Below are 16,952 nucleotides of genomic sequence, written 5' to 3'. Positions count from 1 at the left end.
GCCGGGGACACCTGGTCCGTCACGGAGGCGGCGGTGGCACCGGCTCGCCCGGCACGCCAGGCACAACGGGAGCTCCCGGCGGCGGTCCGATCGGCACGGTCGTCGGGGGGCCGATCGGGATCGTGATACCCGGGGCCACTTCGATGGTCGGCTGAATCACGGTCTCCGAAGGCATCACGATCGGTGGACCACCCGGAGTACCCGGTGCGGGCGGGGGCGGCGGGGCCTGCGGCACACCCGCATAGCCCCCGATCTCGGTCGGCTTCGGGAACTTCTCGTTGTCGGTGCCTTTCAGCGCGCCGTCCATCGTGGATTTCCAGATGTCCGAGGGCAGACCGGATCCGTAGACGGGGCCCCCTCCTGCCGTCTTCAACGGCTTCACACCGTCGGAGGTACCGACCCACACCGCGGTCGAAAGCGACGGTGTGTAGCCGACCATCCAGGCGTCCCGGTTGTCGCCGGTATCGCCGAGCTGATTGGTGCCCGTCTTGGCGGCCGAGGCGCGCCCGCCGGCCAGGTTGTGCCCGCGCGACCAGCCGGCGATCGGCTGCATCGCCGACGAGACGTTGTCGGCCACGGCCTTGTCGATCCGCTGTTCACCGTTGTCCTGGCTGGACGCGTCGAAAAGCACCTGTCCCGACGAGTTCACGACCTTCTGGACAAAGTGGGGCTTGTGGTAGACGCCGGAGTTCGCGAGCGTCGCGTACGCCGAAGCCATGTCGATCACCCGGGACTGGTACTGGCCCAACACCACACCGTTGTTGGGCGGGCCGCCCTTGCCGTCCTCGGACAGCGTGTGTTCGACGCCGGGGAAACTCTCGGCCACGCCGGCATCGTGGGCCGCTTTGGCGACATCCTCGGGACCGTGCTCCAGCTTCAGCATCAACCGGTAGTAGCTGGTGTTCAGCGACCGCTTGAGCGCCTCGGCGATCGAGCAGGTGCCGCACCCTTCACCTTCGACGTTGCTGATCTTGATGCCGTTGACCTCGACCGGTCCACTGTCGACCTGATAACCCAGACCGATGCCCTGCTGCAGGGCGGCGACGAGAGCGAACACCTTGAACGAGGAGCCCGTCGGCAGACCGGCCTGGGCGAAGTCGAAGCCATTGGCATCCGAACCGCCGTAATAGGCCTTGACCGCGCCGTCACGTGGATCGATGGACACCACCGCGGTCCGCATGTCGGAGTCTTGGCCGTCCATGTATTTGGTCACCGCATTCTCGGCGGCCTGCTGGGCCTGCGGGTCGATCGTGGTGGTGACCTGCAGACCCTCGGTGTTCAGCGCCTGCTCGCTGATGTCGAACAGATCCAGCAGTTCCTTGGTGACCTGACGCTCGATCAGTCCGTTCGGGCCCGTGGTCTGATTCGCCTGGCGCGCCTGGTCCGGCGGCACCGTCGGCGGGAACACCTGACCGGCGCGTTCCTGGGCCGACAACGCGCCCATGTCGACCATGCCGTCCAGCACCCAGTTCCACCGCTCGGCGGCGCCCTCCGGATCCACCGCGGGGTCCAGCGTCGAGGGACGCTGGATCAGCGCGGCCATCAGTGCGCCCTCGGCGACGGTGAGCTGCTCCACCGGCTTGTCGAAGTACGCCTTGGCCGCCGCCGCGATCCCGTAGGAGCCGCGACCGAAATAGATCATGTTGAGATACGCCTGCATCACAGCGTCTTTGGACCATTCGCTGGCCATCTTGGTCGAGATGACCAGTTCCTTGGCCTTACGGATCAGACCGCCGATGCCAGAGCGCTCGTCACCGACGAGCGCGTTCTTGACGTACTGCTGGGTGATGGTCGACCCGCCCTGCAGATCACCGCCGACCAGGTTGTTCTTGATCGCGCGCAACAGCGCGGTGAACGAGAAGCCCGGATTGGTGTAGAAGTCGCGGTCCTCGGCGGCCATCACCGCGTTGCGGACGTGCTCCGGGATCTTGTCGATTCCGACGTCGACGCGGTTGCCTTCAGGAGGCACGATCTTGGCGATCTCGCTGCCGTCGCTGGCCAGGATCGTCGACACCTGGTTGGTGCGGATGTCACCGGGCTGCGGGACGTCGACGATCATGTACGCCATCCCGAAGGTCACCAGCGGAAGCAAGATCATTGCCACGACAGCGGCTATCGACAGCCGTCGGACCAGCTTCCAGTTGATGTGGAACTGCCGGGTCGTCTTGGGGCTCGACCCCGACGGACCTGACGGACCCGAAGGCCCGTTCCCGCGGCCGCCTCCCGGCGGCGGAGGGGGAGATTTGGGTGGCGGCGATTTCGGCGGCGGAGTGCCGTCCATCGCCGCCCTGACGACGTCGAGCGGGGCAGGTGCGCCGTCACGCACCGGCGGCAGCACCGTGGTGAGCCGATCATCGGGCGGTACCGCCGGACGACCGGGACGACCCGTGGGACCGTTCGGCCGTCCCGTGGGCGCATTCTCACGAGCGGGCGGGCGGTTCTCGCGCACCGGGGGCTTGTCCAGCATCGGCGGCTTCTCCCGCGCGGGCGGGTTCTCTCGCACCGGGGGCTTCTGGGCCGGCGGCCGGTTTTCGCGCGCGCCGAGGCGGTCAGCCGCACTCCGGATGTCGTTGGCTGACCGGCTATGGCGCCCTTCGTTATTCACTGGCCGTACGCGCCGACTTGCGCGTGCCTCGAGTGCCACGTGCCTTCGGCGGCCGAGGCGCGCCCAGGACATATGACTTGACCAAATGATTCCAACTGCAGGTGCGGCATACCTCCACCACATGGACTGCGAACTCGTCGTAACGAGTTGCCAACATCACCAGCTCCTCCGCGGTGCGCGCTGAGCCCGACACCGGGCCCAGATGATCACCGAATACCCACGACACCAGCGTGAGCTGCTCTTTACGGCAGATCGGACACATCACCGAACTTTGCTTGCCGTGAAACTTTGCCGCGCGCAGCAGGTACGGGTTGGCATCACAGACCTCCGAGACGCCGGTGCGCCCCGAATAGACCTCAGCCAGCAGGGACCGCCGCCGAAGCGCGTAATCCACCACCTGTCTCTGCAATCGCACGATGACCAGAGTACGTCGACCCCCTGGACACCGAGGCGCGACCGCGTCACACCTCCTACGATCATCTTCCGTGGCAACTCGGCAGACCTCGACCACCCGGGCCAAAGACAGCGATCGCAACGACACCTCCAAGGTGCTCGACAACGCGCTCGGTGAAGGCCAGTTGTCCATGGAAGAACACCGTCAGCGGGTGTCGGCGGCCACCAACGCCACGACCCTCGGAGACCTGGCCCGCCTGGTCGACGATCTACAGAACTCCAATGCGCCGGTGAAGATGCCGACGCTGACCGAGCCCCGCCTGCCCCGCATTCGCAAACCAGCCGGTTCCGGGTGGGGGTTGCGGGTGGCCTCGGCGGTCGTACTGGTCGTGCTCGGCATCGGTATCGGCTGGGGTCTGTACGGAAACACCCCGTCACCGTTGAGTTTCAACCCCGACCCGGGGGCGGTGCCGGACGGCATCGACCCGGTGGTGCTGACCCCGCCGACGCAGCTGCAATCGCTCAACGGATTCAAGGGTCTGTTCGAGCAGATGCACCAGAAGTTCGGCAACACCTTGGGCTTCGAGATCGACATCCACGACGACATGGCGATGCTGGACCGGCCCGATCCGCAGGACAACCGCCGCAAACAGACCTACTACTACCGCGGCGGCTGGGGCGATCCCAGTTCGTCCCCGAGCACGATCGACAGCGACGACCGGCTGATCGACCTGGCCAAGTTCGACTACGAGAAGACCCTGGCGATCCTGCGGGGAGCACCCGACACCGTCGGGGTGAAACGGGCCGACGTCAAAGACGTCTGGATGCGGATCGGGCCGGGCAAGGACCCGTCCGCCCCCGAGGCGGTGAACGTCGAGATCTTCGTCAACAGTGATTTCGGCTCCGGCCGCATCGAGCTGTACCCCGACGGAACCACCAAGCAGCTCTGGCCCGCCAACCGCTGAGCCGGCTGCGCCGTCGCCGCCGCAGTTCGGGCCCAGCGTCAGGCTGGCGTGACGCTGGAGCCCGACCGCCACTCCAGCGTGACAATCGACGGCCAACCGCGTGAATCCGTGGCATTCAGTTGGCACGCAATATATCGGCGCGATACAGTTTGGCGAGGTGTTGATCCGTCGTAGCGATCAATTCCATCTGACCTGTCGAGAGGGGTGTTTTCGATGCTGGAGCTCGCAGTCCTGGGCCTTTTGCTCGAATCACCCATGCACGGCTACGAGCTGCGCAAGCGATTGACGGGTCTGTTGGGGGCGTTCAGGGCGTTCTCGTATGGGTCGCTCTACCCGGCATTACGGCGCATGCAGGCCGATGGCCTGATCGTCGAGGACGCTGCACCCTTGGGACCGACCAAGGTGCGTCGCGCTCGGCGGGTGTATCAGCTGACCGATGCCGGCAAGCAGCGGTTCACCGAGTTGGTCGCCGACACGGGGCCACAGAACTTCTCCGACGACGGGTTCGGTGTCCACCTGGCCTTCTTCAACCGCACCCCGGCCGAGGCCAGGATGCGAATCCTTGAGGGCCGGCGTCGTCAGGTGGAGGAACGTCGGGAGGGTCTGCGCGAAGCCGTGGCGCGGGCCAGCAGTTCGTTCGACCGCTACACCCGTCAGCTGCACCAACTGGGCCTGGAGTCCAGCGAACGAGAAGTCAAATGGCTCAACGAGTTGATCGCGGCCGAACGTACGGCCCAGGGGCGCTCGGAAAACATATGAGCACCGATCCGCACAAGGCCCCAGGCCGAGCACACAGAACGAGTAAGGAGATCGTCCATGTCTGAGCACGCAGGAGAAATCCGGGTCGCCATTGTCGGCGTCGGTAACTGCGCATCGTCCCTGGTCCAGGGCGTGCAGTACTACCACAACGCCGACGAAAATGCGTCCGTGCCGGGCCTGATGCACGTGAAGTTCGGCCCGTACCACGTGCGTGACGTGAAGTTCGTGGCCGCGTTCGACGTGGACGCCAAGAAGGTCGGCTTCGACCTGTCCGAGGCCATCTTCGCCTCCGAGAACAACACCATCAAGATCGCCGACGTGCCGCCGACCAACGTGACGGTGCAGCGCGGCCCGACCCTCGACGGCATCGGCAAGTACTACGCCGACACGATCGAGGTCTCCGACTTCGAGCCCGTCGACGTGGTCAAGGCGCTCAAGGATGCCAAGGTCGACGTCCTGGTCTCCTACCTTCCGGTGGGCTCCGAAGAGGCCGACAAGTTCTACGCCCAGTGCGCGATCGACGCCGGCGTGGCCTTCGTCAACGCGCTGCCGGTGTTCATCGCCTCCGACCCGGTGTGGGCCAAGAAGTTCGAGGACGCCGGTGTCCCGATCGTCGGCGACGACATCAAGAGCCAGGTCGGCGCGACCATCACCCACCGCGTCATGGCCAAGCTGTTCGAAGACCGCGGCGTCACGCTGGACCGCACCTACCAGCTCAACGTCGGCGGCAACATGGACTTCCTGAACATGCTGGAGCGCTCGCGCCTGGAGTCCAAGAAGGTCTCCAAGACCCAGGCCGTCACCTCCAACCTGACCGGCTCGCTGGCCGGCAAGGTCGAGGACAAGAACGTCCACATCGGCCCGTCCGACCACGTCGCGTGGCTCGACGACCGCAAGTGGGCCTACGTGCGCCTGGAAGGCCGCGCCTTCGGTGACGTCCCGCTGAACCTGGAGTACAAGCTCGAGGTGTGGGACTCGCCGAACTCCGCCGGTGTGATCATCGACGCGGTGCGCGCCGCCAAGATCGCCAAGGACCGCGGTATCGGCGGCCCCATCGAGGCCGCCTCGGCCTACCTGATGAAGAGCCCGCCCAAGCAGATCGCCGACGACGTCGCGCGCATCGAGCTGGAGACCTTCATCAACGGCTAGATCCTCCTTTCACTCTGCGCTCAGGGCGTGTGCTTCTCGCACATCTACGCCCTGGGCGCAGAGTCGTTTTGGAAGTAAGGTCGGCGGCGTGGTGAGCGACGACGCATTGACCGACCTCGACGAATTCGGCCTCCTGCACGAGAACGCTGAACAGATCGGCGCAACCGCGATACCACCGGTCGAGCGCATCGAACAGGGGCCCATCAGCGCGCTGAAGTTCGGCGCCGCCGCTCCGCGGATCGTGTTCCTGCACGGCGGCGGTCAGAACGCCCACACCTGGGACACCGTGATCCTCGGACTCGGTGAGCCCGCCCTGGCCGTGGATCTACCCGGCCACGGCCGCTCGGCCTGGCGCGAGGACGGTGACTACGGCCCGAAACTCAATGCGGCAAGCCTGATTCCGGTGCTCGAAGATCACGCGCCCAACCCACGCCTGGTCGTCGGAATGTCGCTGGGCGGGTTGACGGCCCTGCGGATCGCTGCGACCGAACCCCGGCTGGTTCCCGAACTCGCGCTGGTCGACGTCACCCCGTCGGCCCCCGAGCGGCACAACGAGATGACCAAGGCACAGATGGGCACCGTCGCCCTCGTGCAGGAGAACCGCACGTTCCCGACATTTCAGGCCATGCTCGACGTGACCGTCGCCGCCGCCCCACACCGGGACCGGAACTCCTTGCGGCGCGGCGTGTTCCACAACTCCAAGCAGCTCGAGGACGGCAGCTGGACGTGGCGCTACGACACCTTCCGTAAAGGCGACGGGTTTGACGGCCTGTGGGACGACGTCCCGGCGATCACCATGCCCACCACCCTGATCCGCGGCGCCAACTCCTATTTCGTCAACGACGACGACGCCGAGCAGTTCGCAAATAGCGCACCAGGTTTCCAACGCACCCACGTGGTCGCCGACTCGGGCCACTCGGTGCAGGGCGATCAGCCGGCCAAGCTGGTCGAGATCCTGCGCGGCCTACTGGGCTGATCCGGCGCCCCGCGCATCACATCGGAGAGCGCTGCGGGGGTTCAAAGAGCAGTCCTCGTGGGTACGCTCACCCATGTGAGCCATCCCATCCGCATCGGCGTGCAACTGCAGCCGCAGCACTCCCCCACCTACAGCCACATCCGCGACGCGGTGCGTCGCTGTGAGGACATCGGGGTCGACATCGCCTTCAACTGGGATCACTTCTTCCCGCTCTACGGCGACCCCGAAGGCGCGCACTACGAATGCTGGACGATGCTCGGCGCCTGGGCCGAGCAGACCTCGCGCATCGAGATCGGCGCACTGGTCAGCTGCAACTCCTACCGCAATCCGGAACTGTTGGCAGACATGGCCCGCACCGTCGACCACATCTCCGACGGCCGGCTCATCCTCGGCATCGGAAGTGGTTGGAAACAAAAGGATTACGACGAGTACGGATATGAGTTCGGCACCGCAGGCAGTCGCCTGGACGATCTTGCCGTAGCTCTGCCGCGGATCGAGGCCCGCCTGGCCAAACTCAACCCGGCGCCCACCCGTGAGATCCCGATCCTGATCGGCGGTCAGGGGGAACGCAAGACTCTGCGCCTGGTGGCCGAGCACGCCGACATCTGGCACGCATTCGTCGACCGCAACACCTACCCGGGCAAGGCGGAGGTCCTCGCCGAACACTGCGGCATCACCGGCCGCGACCCGGCGACCGTGCAGCGCTCGGCAGGGGTGCAGGAGACCGGCGGCATCGACGCGATGCTCGCCGAGGCCGACGCACTGGCCGATCTGGGGGTCAGCATCCTGACCGTGGGGGTCAACGGTCCGGACTACGACCTGACGGGCGCCGAGGCCCTGTGCCGCTGGCGCGACGACCGAGCGCGCAAAGTTTAGCGACTGAGCTGAACCGACTCAGGTCTCCGAACTGGCGGGCGCGTGAGAAACTGGCGAAACATAATCGCCATAGGGGGAGATAAACCAGGGTGCCGAAGAATTACGGGGTCAAGGAGAAGGACCAGGTTGTCACGCACATCATCAATTTGGTGATGACGGGCAAGCTGCGCTCCGGCGACCGCATCGACCGCAACGAGATCGTCCGTGACCTCGGGCTCAGCCGCGTTCCGATCCAGGAAGCAGTGGTTCAGCTCGAGCACGACGGAATTCTCTCGACGCGATATCACCGCGGCGCATTCGTCTCCCGTTTCGACGAGGCCACTGTGGCCGAGCACCATGAGCTGTACGGAATTCTCAACGGCATCGCCTCCGCCCGCTGCGCCACGAACCCGACTCCGCGCATGGTCGCGCATCTCGATGACACGTTGCGCATGATGCGTTCAGCAAAGGACACCAAGGGCTTCCAGGAGGCGTGCTGGGTGTTTCGCGACTCGATCAATGACGAGTACGCCGGGCCGCGCCTGCACGCCACCATCCGTGCCGGTAAGAGCTTTGCGCCCGCGGAGTTCTGGATCAGCTACCCGAAGGCGAAGGCCGACTTTCTCGCCGGCTACGAGGAGGAGATGGCGGCGATCCAGGCCCGCGATCCCGAGAGAGCCCGCAAGGCCTGCACCGACCGCGCCGAGAAGATGGCGCAGATCATGATCGGCGAGCTGACCCGGCGCGGAGTGTTCGGCGACTTGCGGTCCCCTTGAGCGGAATCACTCATCACGAGGCGCCCGCCCACTAGGTTGCATCAGATGGACGCCAGACGATCGGCCGCGCTGCTGACCACGGTCCTGATGCTGCTCGGGCTGGTGTGTGCAGCGCCGGCCGGAGCGGACGTCGACCAGTGCGCCCCACCCGGTGTCGACAGCGCGAGCGCACTGCCCACCAACCTTGCCGCCGCGGCCACCGGACCCGGCGCCGACAAGTACACGACCGCCACCGCCATACCCCTCGACACCGTCCGGCCCGAGAACCTCGGCCTCGGCACGCCCGGCGTCCTCACCGTCGGCACGCTGTCGGACGCGCCGCCCAGCATCTGCATCAACTCGGCCGGACAGTTCACCGGTTTCGACAACGAGCTGCTGCGCGCCATCGCAGGCAAGCTCGGCCTTCGGGTCAACTTCGTCGGCACCGATTTCTCCGGCCTGCTGGCCCAGACCGCCTCCCGCCGCTTCGATGTGGCGTCCAGCTCGATCACCACCACCGACGCCCGGCGACGCACCGTCGGCTTCACCAACGGCTACGACTTCGGCTACTTCTCGCTCGTCGTGCCCTCCGGCTCACCGATCAAGGGATTCGGCCAGCTCGCCGCCGGGCAGCGCATCGGCGTGGTGCAGGGCACCGTGCAGGAGGCGTACGTCATCGACACCCTGCACCTGCAGCCGGTGAAGTTCCCCGACTACAACACCGTCTACGCCAGCCTCAAGACCCGGCAGATCGACGCCTGGGTGGCACCGTCACAACAGGCCTCGGGCACCGTGCAGCCCGGCGACCCGGCACAGATCATCGAAAACACCTTCAGCCTGGACAACTTCGTCGCATGGGCGGTGGCCAAGGAGAACCAGCCCCTGATCGACGCGCTGAACTCCGGACTCGACGCCGTCATCGCCGACGGGACCTGGGCCCAGCTGTACTCCGACTGGGTGCCACGGGCTCTGCCGCCCGGCTGGAAACCGGGCTCCAAGGCCGCCCCCGAACCCAAGCTGCCCGATTTCGCCGCGATCGCCGCCGCCAACGAGAAACCCGCCGCCGGTGGTCCGGTGGCACCCAAATCGACACTCGCACAACTGGCGGACTCGTTCCTGGACTGGGATCTCTACAAGCAGGCGATCCCCGACCTGCTGCGTACCGGCCTGCCCAACACGCTCATCCTGACCGTGTGCGCCAGCATCATCGGACTCGTACTCGGCATGGTCCTGGCGGTCGCGGGCATCTCCCGGTCGCGCTGGCTGCGCTGGCCCGCCCGGGTGTACACCGACATCTTCCGCGGCCTGCCCGAAGTGGTGATCATCCTGCTGATCGGGTTGGGCATCGGCCCGGTGGTCGGATCGCTCACCGGCAACAGCCCCTACCCGCTGGGCATCGCGGCGCTCGGGCTCATGGCAGCGGCCTACGTTGGGGAGATCTTTCGCTCGGGCATCCAGAGCGTGGAAGCCGGACAGCTGGAAGCCTCACGCGCGCTGGGCTTCAGCTACGCCTCGTCGATGCGACTGGTCGTCGTTCCACAGGGCATCCGGCGGGTGCTACCGGCATTGATGAACCAGTTCATCTCGCTCCTGAAGGCCTCGTCGCTGGTGTACTTCCTGGGCCTGGTCGCCAGCCAGCGCGAACTGTTCCAGGTGGGCCGAGATCTCAACGCGCAGACCGGCAATCTGTCACCGCTGGTCGCGGCCGGGCTCTTCTACCTGCTGTTGACGATCCCGCTGACCCATCTGGTGAACTTCGTCGACAACCGCCTGCGCAGAGGCCGGCCCCCGGCCGAGGAAGATCCCCTCCCCCCGGCGACCACCCAGGAGATGATCTGATGTCGGCACCACAGCCGGTCGCGCTGGCCGCCAACGACATTCACCTGTCGTTCGGACCGAACGCGGTGCTCCGCGGGGTCGATCTCGACGTGCCTGCCGGTACGACGACAGCCATCATCGGCCCGTCCGGATCCGGAAAATCGACGCTGCTGCGCACCCTCAACCGCCTGTACGAACCCGACCGCGGTGACATCCTGCTCGACGGACGCTCGGTGCTGACCGACAATCCCGATCAACTGCGCCAGCGCATCGGCATGGTGTTTCAGCAGTTCAACCTGTTCCCGCACAAGACCGTTCTCGACAACGTCACCCTCGGTCCGCGAAAGCTCAAGCGGCTCAGCCCCGAACATGCCCGCACCGTGGGGCTGGAGCAGCTGGATCGGGTTGGCCTGCGGCACAAGGCCGATGTACGTCCGGCAACCCTGTCGGGCGGCCAGCAGCAGCGCGTCGCCATCGCGCGCGCGCTCGCCATGGCCCCACAGGTGATGTTCTTCGACGAGGCCACCTCGGCGCTGGACCCGGAGCTGGTCAAGGGGATTCTGGAGTTGATCGCCGAGCTGGCCGCCGAAGGAATGACCATCCTGGCAGTCACCCACGAGATGGGCTTCGCCCGTTCCACCGCCGACTCGGTGGTGTTCATGGATCACGGAAAGGTCGTCGAGTCGGGTACCCCCGACCAGATCTTCGAAGCGGCCGAGACAGATCGGCTGCGCCGCTTCCTGTCCCAGGTGCTGTGAGTTTGCCGTGAAACCCCTGCATCAAACGGAACAAGCTGACAACCTGGCAGCGTCAGACAGGTTAGACTAGCGAATTATGGGAGAGCCCGAACCGCAGGTCACTGAGCTGGCCGGAGAGCTGCAACGCGTACTCTCCAAGGTTTTCTCGGTGCTGCGCCGCGGCGACACCAACAAGGGCACCGCCGGGGAGCTCACGCTGGCCCAGCTCTCGATCCTGCTCACCCTGCTCGACCAGGGCCCGATCCGGATGACCGAACTGGCCGCCCGTGAGCGCGTGCGCACCCCCACCACCACCGTGGCGATCCGCCGGCTCGAGAAGCTCGGGTTGGTCAAGCGCTCCCGCGACCCCTCCGACCTGCGCGCCGTCCTCGTCGAGGTCACCCCGCGCGGCCTCGTGCAGCACCGCGAATCGCTGGCCGCCCGGCGAGCCGATCTGGCCGCCCGGTTGGCCAACCTGAGCTCCGACGATCTCGCGACTCTGGCCACCGCACTGGCCCCGCTCGAGCGGTTGGCCGGCCAGAACGACCAGGCCACCGCCGCCCACGCCAAATCTGAGTAACCGGGTCAGCCCAGCCAGTCCAGCACCGCAGCCGCGGTCCACGACTGCTGCATGCTGCCCAGCGGTTCCCCGGTGAACGGCTCGTAGTACTCGGCGAAAGTCCCGTCGCTGGCCTGACGCAACCCTTCCCGGCGCAGCGTCGTGGCCCGCTCGGCCCAGCCCCGCCGCGCGAAGCACCACGAGAACAGCCACGTCATCACCGGCCACACCGGGCCGCGCCAGTACTCGCGCGACCGGAAATCCCGCGACACCGGCGACGTCGACGGGATGAGTGCGTACTTCAGGTCCGGATGCCCGCAGAACCGCGGGCCTTCCAGCAGTCGCAACAGGGCGCGTTCGCGCTCGTGCGGCAGCCCTCCGCACAGCAGCGGGGCGAACTGCGCCACGGTCTCGGTGGCCACCCACCTCTTTGCCCGAACGTCGTAATCCCTTGCCGCACCGGTTCGTTCGTCGGTGGTCTCGACAACGCCGACCCGGAAACGCTCGGCCCACGAGTAGAGATCGCGGACGTCGGCGTTCGGGCGTTTGTAGTCCTCCCCGATCTCGGCGAGCACCTGGCAGGCGACCGAGAAGATCGCCGAGACGAACACATCCTCGACCGCGAAGCTCATCACCTTCGGAAGCAGATCATCGTCGTAGCGAACGGATTTCATCTCCTCGAGCAGCCACAGGTACCTGTCGTACTCGAGATCGCTCGGCCGCTGGGTGGCGTCGGTGATGATCGCGTTGTCCTCGCGCTGGTACTCCGGCACGCTGCCAGGAACCACGTTGGCGTAGGCGCTGTCCCAGCGCGGCGAGTTGTCCATTCCGGACTCCCACCCGTGGTACAGCGTGATGCGGCCGTGGCCGTCCTGGTCCCGCGACTCGGCCAGCCAGCGGTGCCACCGCACCAGATCGGCCCACCGTCGATCGAGGAAGGTCTCCGCCACCGCCCGCGTGGACCGGCCTCGGCTGCGGGCATGGTCGAGGATGCGCTGCACGGCGATCGCATGGACGGGCGGCTGCGTGATGCCCGAGGTGTGCCGGACCCGCGGCGCGTTGGCGGCCAGCGCCGAGGTGGCCCACCTGGCCGGACCCGGAAAGTAGCCGTCGACGCCGTTGGCGAACACGATGTGGGGAATCATCCCGTTGCGCCACTGCGCCGAGAGCAGGGTGTCGAGTTCCACTACGGAACGCTCCACACTCAGCGGAGCCAGCCCGATCGCGACGAACGCCGCATCCCAGCTCCACATGTGCGGATACAGCAACGGCGCGGCAGTGGTCATCACACCCAGGTCGTTGCCGCGCAGCAGGTAGGCGGCGCGCGCGGCGAGTTGGGTGGGAGCGAAGCTGGGATCCGGTGGCATCCCTACCATGATGCGACGCCGCGCCCCGGTCCGCAGGTCGGCCCCGTCGCATCCGGCATCACAGTAACGTTGCAGTCGTGCCGACTGCATTGATCACCGGAGCCTCTGGCGGCATCGGCTCGGCCATCGCCGCCGCCCTTGCTCCCACCCACACACTGCTGCTGGCCGGTCGCCCGTCGCGCCGCCTCGACGCGCTCGCCGAACAGCTCGGCGCGCCGACCTGGCCGCTGGATCTGACCGACGCAGACTCGATCGAATCGGCCACCGAGGTGCTTGCCGAACTCGATGTACTGGTCCACAACGCCGGCGTCCTCTACCCCGGCCGGGTTTCCGAGTCGATCGCCGAACAGTGGCGGGCGTCGTTCGAGGTGAACGTCACCGGTGCGGTGGCGCTCACGTTGGCCTTGCTGCCTGCCCTGCGCGCCGCCCGCGGGCACGTTGTCTTCATCAATTCCGGTGCCGGGCAGAAGGTTTCGCCCGGTATGGCGTCGTATTCGGCCAGCAAGTTCGCGCTGCGGGCATTCGCAGACTCACTGCGCGCGGACGAACCTTCGCTGCGGGTCACCTCGATCTTCCCCGGGCGCACCGACACCGAGATGCAGCGCGATCTGGTGGCCTATGAAAGCGATGGGGTCGGTGAGTACGACGCCACGAAGTTCCTCAAACCCGAGACCGTGGCCGGACTGGTGGCGACCGCCGTCACCACCCCGCCCGACGGCCACGTCCACGAAATCGTGGTCCGCCCCGGGTGATTCGGGTGGGTCCTAGACGACGAGGTTGACCAGGCGGCCCGGGACCACGATCACCTTCTTGGGTGTGGCGCCGTCCAGGAACGCCTGCACCTTCTCGTCGGCCAGCGCCGCCGACTGGATGGCCGCGGCTTCGGCATCGGCCGCAACCGTGATCTTGCCGCGGACCTTGCCGTTGACCTGAACCGGGAACTCGATGGTGTCGTCCACCAGGTACTGCGGATCGGCCACCGGGAACGGACCGTGCGCCAGTGAGGTGTCGTGGCCCAACCGCTTCCACAACTCCTCGGCCAGGTGCGGCGCCAGCGGGGCCACCATGAGCACCAGCGGCTCGATCGCGGCGCGAGCCGACACGCCCTCCTTGGTGAGGTGGTTGGTGTACTCGATCAGCTTGGCCGCGGCGGTGTTGTTGCGCAGTGCCGCATAGTCTTCGGTCACACCGGCGATGGTCCGGTGCAGGACCTTGAGCGTGTCGGTGTCGAGTGCCTCGTGCTCGTTGACGTCGGTCGCTCCGGATTCTTCGGAGACCACCACGCGCCATACCCGTTGCAGGAAGCGGTGCGCGCCGACGACGTCCTTGGTGGCCCACGGTCGCGACGCCTCCAGCGGGCCCATCGACATCTCGTAGACCCGAAGCGTGTCCGCGCCATACTCGTCGCAGATCTCGTCGGGTGAGACGGAGTTCTTCAGGCTCTTGCCGATCTTGCCGAACTCCTGGTTGACCTGTATTTCACCATCGGGGCCCGGCCAGAAGAACTTCCCTTCCCGCTCAACGACTTCGGCCGCAGGCACATAGCTACCCCTGGCATCGGTGTAGGCGAAGGCCTGGATGTAACCCTGGTTGACCAGGCGGCGGTAGGGCTCCTTCGAACTGACGAAGCCGAGGTCGAACAGCACCTTGTGCCAGAACCGCGAGTACAGCAGGTGCAGCACCGCATGCTCGACGCCGCCGACGTACAGGTCCACACCGCCCGGATCGTTCGGTCCGTGCTCGGCCGGACGCGGGCCCATCCAGTAGGCCTCGTTCTCCTTGGCGCACAGCTCTTCCGAGTTCTGCGGGTCGGTGTAGCGCAGCTCGTACCAGGAGCTGCCCGCCCACTGCGGCATCACGTTGGTGTCGCGGGTGTAGGTCTGCAGCCCGTCGCCGAGATCCAGCTCGACGTGTACCCACTCGGTGGCCTTGCCCAGCGGCGGCGACGGTTCACTGTCGGCGTCGTCAGGGTCGAACGAGACCGGGGCATAGTCCGGGATGTCCGGAAGTTCGACCGGCAGAGCCGATTCCGGCAGCGGGTGGGCGCGGCCGTCGGCGTCGTACACGATGGGGAACGGCTCACCCCAGTACCGCTGCCTGGCGAACAGCCAGTCCCGCAGCTTGTACTCGATGCGGGCCCGGCCACGACCGTCGGCCTCCAGGTGCTCGATGACAACCTTCTTGGCCTCGGCCACCGACAGCCCGTTGAGATAGTCGGAGTTGACCATGGTTCCGTCGCCGTTGTAGGCCGCCTCGGTGATGTCACCGCCGGAGACCACCTCGACGATGGGCAGGCCGAACTCGGTCGCGAAGTCCCAGTCACGCTGATCACCGCCGGGCACCGCCATGATGGCGCCGGTTCCGTATCCGGCCAGCACATAGTCGGCGATGAACACCGGAACCTGTTGCCCGTTCACCGGATTGGTGGCATATGCACCCAAGAACACGCCGGTCTTGGTCTTGTTCTCCTGGCGCTCCAGATCCGACTTGGCCGCGATCCCGGCGCGGTAGGCAGCGACTGCCTCCGCCGGCGTCGCCGCGCCGAAGGTCCACCGCGAATCGGTGCCCTCGGGCCAGGCGTCGGCCGTCAGCGTGTCGACCAGATCATGCTCGGGAGCCAGCACCAGATAGGTGGCGCCGAACAGGGTGTCCGGACGGGTGGTGAAGACCTCGACGTCGCCGGCCGCAGTGCCGAACTCCACCGATGCTCCGGTCGAGCGGCCGATCCAGTTGCGCTGCATGGCCTTGACCTTGTCCGGCCAGTCCAGCAGCTCCAGGTCGTCGAGCAACCGGTCCGAATAGGCGGTGATGCGCATCATCCACTGCCGCAGGCGCTTCCGGAACACCGGGAAATTGCCGCGATCGCTACGGCCGTCGGCGGTGACTTCCTCGTTGGCCAGCACCGTGCCCAGGCCCGGGCACCAGTTCACCATCGAATCCGCGTGGTACACCAGCCGGTAATCGTCCACCACATCGGCGCGCTCGCCTGCCGACAGCTCCGCCCAGACCCGGCCGTCGTCGAGAGTGCGTGCCCCGGACTCGAATTCGGCCACCAACTCGGTGATGGGCCGGGCCTTCCCCGCCGCCGTGTCGAACCAGGCGTTGTAGATCTGCAGGAAGATCCACTGCGTCCACTTGTAGAAATCGACGTCGGTGGTGGCGAAGCTGCGCCGCGAATCGTGGCCCAGACCCAGCCGGCCCAGCTGGCGACGGAAGTTGACGATATTGGCGTCGGTACGGGTGCGCGGGTGCGTCCCGGTCTGCACGGCGTACTGCTCGGCAGGCAGACCGAACGCGTCGAAGCCCAGTGCATGGAGCACGTTGTGCCCGGTCATCCGGTAGTACCGGGCGTAGACGTCGGTGGCGATGTAACCAAGCGGGTGCCCGACGTGCAGGCCGTCGCCGGACGGGTACGGGAACATGTCCTGGACGAACATCTTGTCGGCCGGCACCGGCGAGCCGTCCGCCAGCGAACCCACCGGATTGGCCACATTGAAAGTCCCAAGCTCGGCCCAGGTCTGCTGCCAGGACTGCTCGATCTGACCCGCCAGCTCCGCGGTGTAGCGGTGCTGCGGGGTGTCCTCTGACTGCCCTGACTGGGCGGCGGCGGCGGGTTCGATCACGCCGTTCAGGGTATAAGGCCACGGTTTGAGCAGCTCACCGCCCGTCTTTCGATGACGCAGGCCACAGGTTGGTATCGGTTTCGTCGCGGCTCTGTCAGGGGTTGATTCCAGGTCGATTGAGTTGCTGGTGGTGGGCAGTCATCCCTGGATAGTCTCGGCGCTCAGTGGAGAGGTCCCAGGTGGGACACGGTTTGCTGGGAGGAATCAAGCGATGATCGAGTTGACCCGCCGGTGGCGGGTACTGGCAGCGGGCACGGCCATCGGCGTGGCCGGGGTTGTCGGTTTCACCGGTCAGACCGCCTCTGCCGAACCCCTCCTCCCGGCTCCCAGCGTTCCGGGCCCGGTGACGGTGACCCAGACCGTCACGGTCGCCCCTGTCGAAGCCCCCGCC

Annotated in this window: 14 protein-coding genes and 1 pseudogene; 11 read left to right on the top strand and 4 right to left on the bottom strand. The window is 66.6% G+C overall.

The features are described from left to right. Nucleotides 1-19: 19 nt before the first annotated feature. A complete protein-coding gene (locus A5779_RS06980) occupies nucleotides 20-2,467 on the bottom strand; it encodes a transglycosylase domain-containing protein (protein ID WP_082941569.1) in 2,448 nt (815 codons plus the stop codon). 130 nt (nucleotides 2,468-2,597) lie between these two features. Next, entirely contained in the window at nucleotides 2,598-3,020 is a 423-nt protein-coding gene (locus tag A5779_RS06975) for a DUF5318 domain-containing protein (protein WP_036443617.1), read from the bottom strand. Between the two features lie 70 nt (nucleotides 3,021-3,090). Here A5779_RS06975 and A5779_RS06970 point away from each other — a divergent pair, with 70 nt between their 5' ends. The 9 genes from A5779_RS06970 (at nucleotide 3,091) to A5779_RS06930 (ending at nucleotide 11,592) form a co-directional block, all read left to right on the top strand. Continuing rightward, nucleotides 3,091-3,963, top strand: a complete 873-nt coding sequence (locus A5779_RS06970; RefSeq protein ID WP_236734673.1) for a DUF1707 SHOCT-like domain-containing protein — start codon at nucleotides 3,091-3,093, stop codon at nucleotides 3,961-3,963. A gap of 213 nt (nucleotides 3,964-4,176) precedes the next feature. After that, nucleotides 4,177-4,722, top strand: a complete 546-nt coding sequence (locus A5779_RS06965) for a PadR family transcriptional regulator (RefSeq protein WP_055120968.1) — start codon at nucleotides 4,177-4,179, stop codon at nucleotides 4,720-4,722. A gap of 57 nt (nucleotides 4,723-4,779) precedes the next feature. Then, on the top strand, nucleotides 4,780-5,871 hold the full coding sequence (locus tag A5779_RS06960) for an inositol-3-phosphate synthase (protein WP_064880273.1): 1,092 nt from the start codon (nucleotides 4,780-4,782) through the stop codon (nucleotides 5,869-5,871). Between the two features lie 88 nt (nucleotides 5,872-5,959). Further along, the gene (locus A5779_RS06955; protein ID WP_064880271.1) at nucleotides 5,960-6,847 is read left to right on the top strand and encodes an Rv0045c family esterase; all 888 of its coding nucleotides are present in this window, start codon (nucleotides 5,960-5,962) and stop codon (nucleotides 6,845-6,847) included. A gap of 75 nt (nucleotides 6,848-6,922) precedes the next feature. After that, on the top strand, nucleotides 6,923-7,723 hold the full coding sequence (locus A5779_RS06950; RefSeq protein WP_169618708.1) for an LLM class F420-dependent oxidoreductase: 801 nt from the start codon (nucleotides 6,923-6,925) through the stop codon (nucleotides 7,721-7,723). Nucleotides 7,724-7,812: 89 nt separating this feature from the next. After that, the gene (locus A5779_RS06945) at nucleotides 7,813-8,478 is read left to right on the top strand and encodes a GntR family transcriptional regulator (protein WP_064880269.1); all 666 of its coding nucleotides are present in this window, start codon (nucleotides 7,813-7,815) and stop codon (nucleotides 8,476-8,478) included. A gap of 45 nt (nucleotides 8,479-8,523) precedes the next feature. Continuing rightward, nucleotides 8,524-10,296 carry an ABC transporter substrate-binding protein/permease gene (locus tag A5779_RS06940; protein WP_064880267.1) on the top strand — a complete coding sequence of 591 codons (1,773 nt, stop codon included), beginning with the start codon at nucleotides 8,524-8,526 and terminating at the stop codon, nucleotides 10,294-10,296. Continuing rightward, nucleotides 10,296-11,033, top strand: a complete 738-nt coding sequence (locus A5779_RS06935; protein ID WP_055119170.1) for an amino acid ABC transporter ATP-binding protein — start codon at nucleotides 10,296-10,298, stop codon at nucleotides 11,031-11,033. The genes A5779_RS06940 and A5779_RS06935 overlap by 1 nt, the downstream gene beginning before the upstream one ends. A gap of 76 nt (nucleotides 11,034-11,109) precedes the next feature. Further along, complete coding sequence (locus A5779_RS06930; RefSeq protein ID WP_064880265.1) at nucleotides 11,110-11,592, top strand: MarR family winged helix-turn-helix transcriptional regulator; 483 nt, start codon at nucleotides 11,110-11,112, stop codon at nucleotides 11,590-11,592. A gap of 5 nt (nucleotides 11,593-11,597) precedes the next feature. On the opposite strand, the gene ggh is transcribed toward A5779_RS06930, so the two are convergent. Beyond that, entirely contained in the window at nucleotides 11,598-12,938 is a 1,341-nt protein-coding gene (gene ggh / locus A5779_RS06925; RefSeq protein ID WP_064880263.1) for a glucosylglycerate hydrolase, read from the bottom strand. A gap of 77 nt (nucleotides 12,939-13,015) precedes the next feature. On the opposite strand from ggh, the gene A5779_RS06920 reads away from it, so the two are divergent. After that, entirely contained in the window at nucleotides 13,016-13,690 is a 675-nt protein-coding gene (locus A5779_RS06920) for an SDR family oxidoreductase (protein ID WP_064880261.1), read from the top strand. 12 nt (nucleotides 13,691-13,702) lie between these two features. Here A5779_RS06920 and leuS read toward each other — a convergent pair whose 3' ends face one another. After that, nucleotides 13,703-16,558, bottom strand: coding sequence for a leucine--tRNA ligase (gene leuS, locus A5779_RS06915; protein ID WP_110776974.1), 2,856 nt, complete (start codon nucleotides 16,556-16,558; stop codon nucleotides 13,703-13,705). Between the two features lie 214 nt (nucleotides 16,559-16,772). Between leuS and A5779_RS33445 the strand changes: the two are divergent. Then, nucleotides 16,773-16,952: pseudogene (locus A5779_RS33445) on the top strand (LpqN/LpqT family lipoprotein); the annotation flags it as partial.

It is taken from the genome of Mycolicibacterium peregrinum, assembly GCF_001665625.1.
GTDB lineage: Bacteria > Actinomycetota > Actinomycetes > Mycobacteriales > Mycobacteriaceae > Mycobacterium > Mycobacterium peregrinum_B.
Note: the sequence above shows the minus strand (reverse complement) of the source record. Positions and strands in the feature narration are given on the sequence as shown.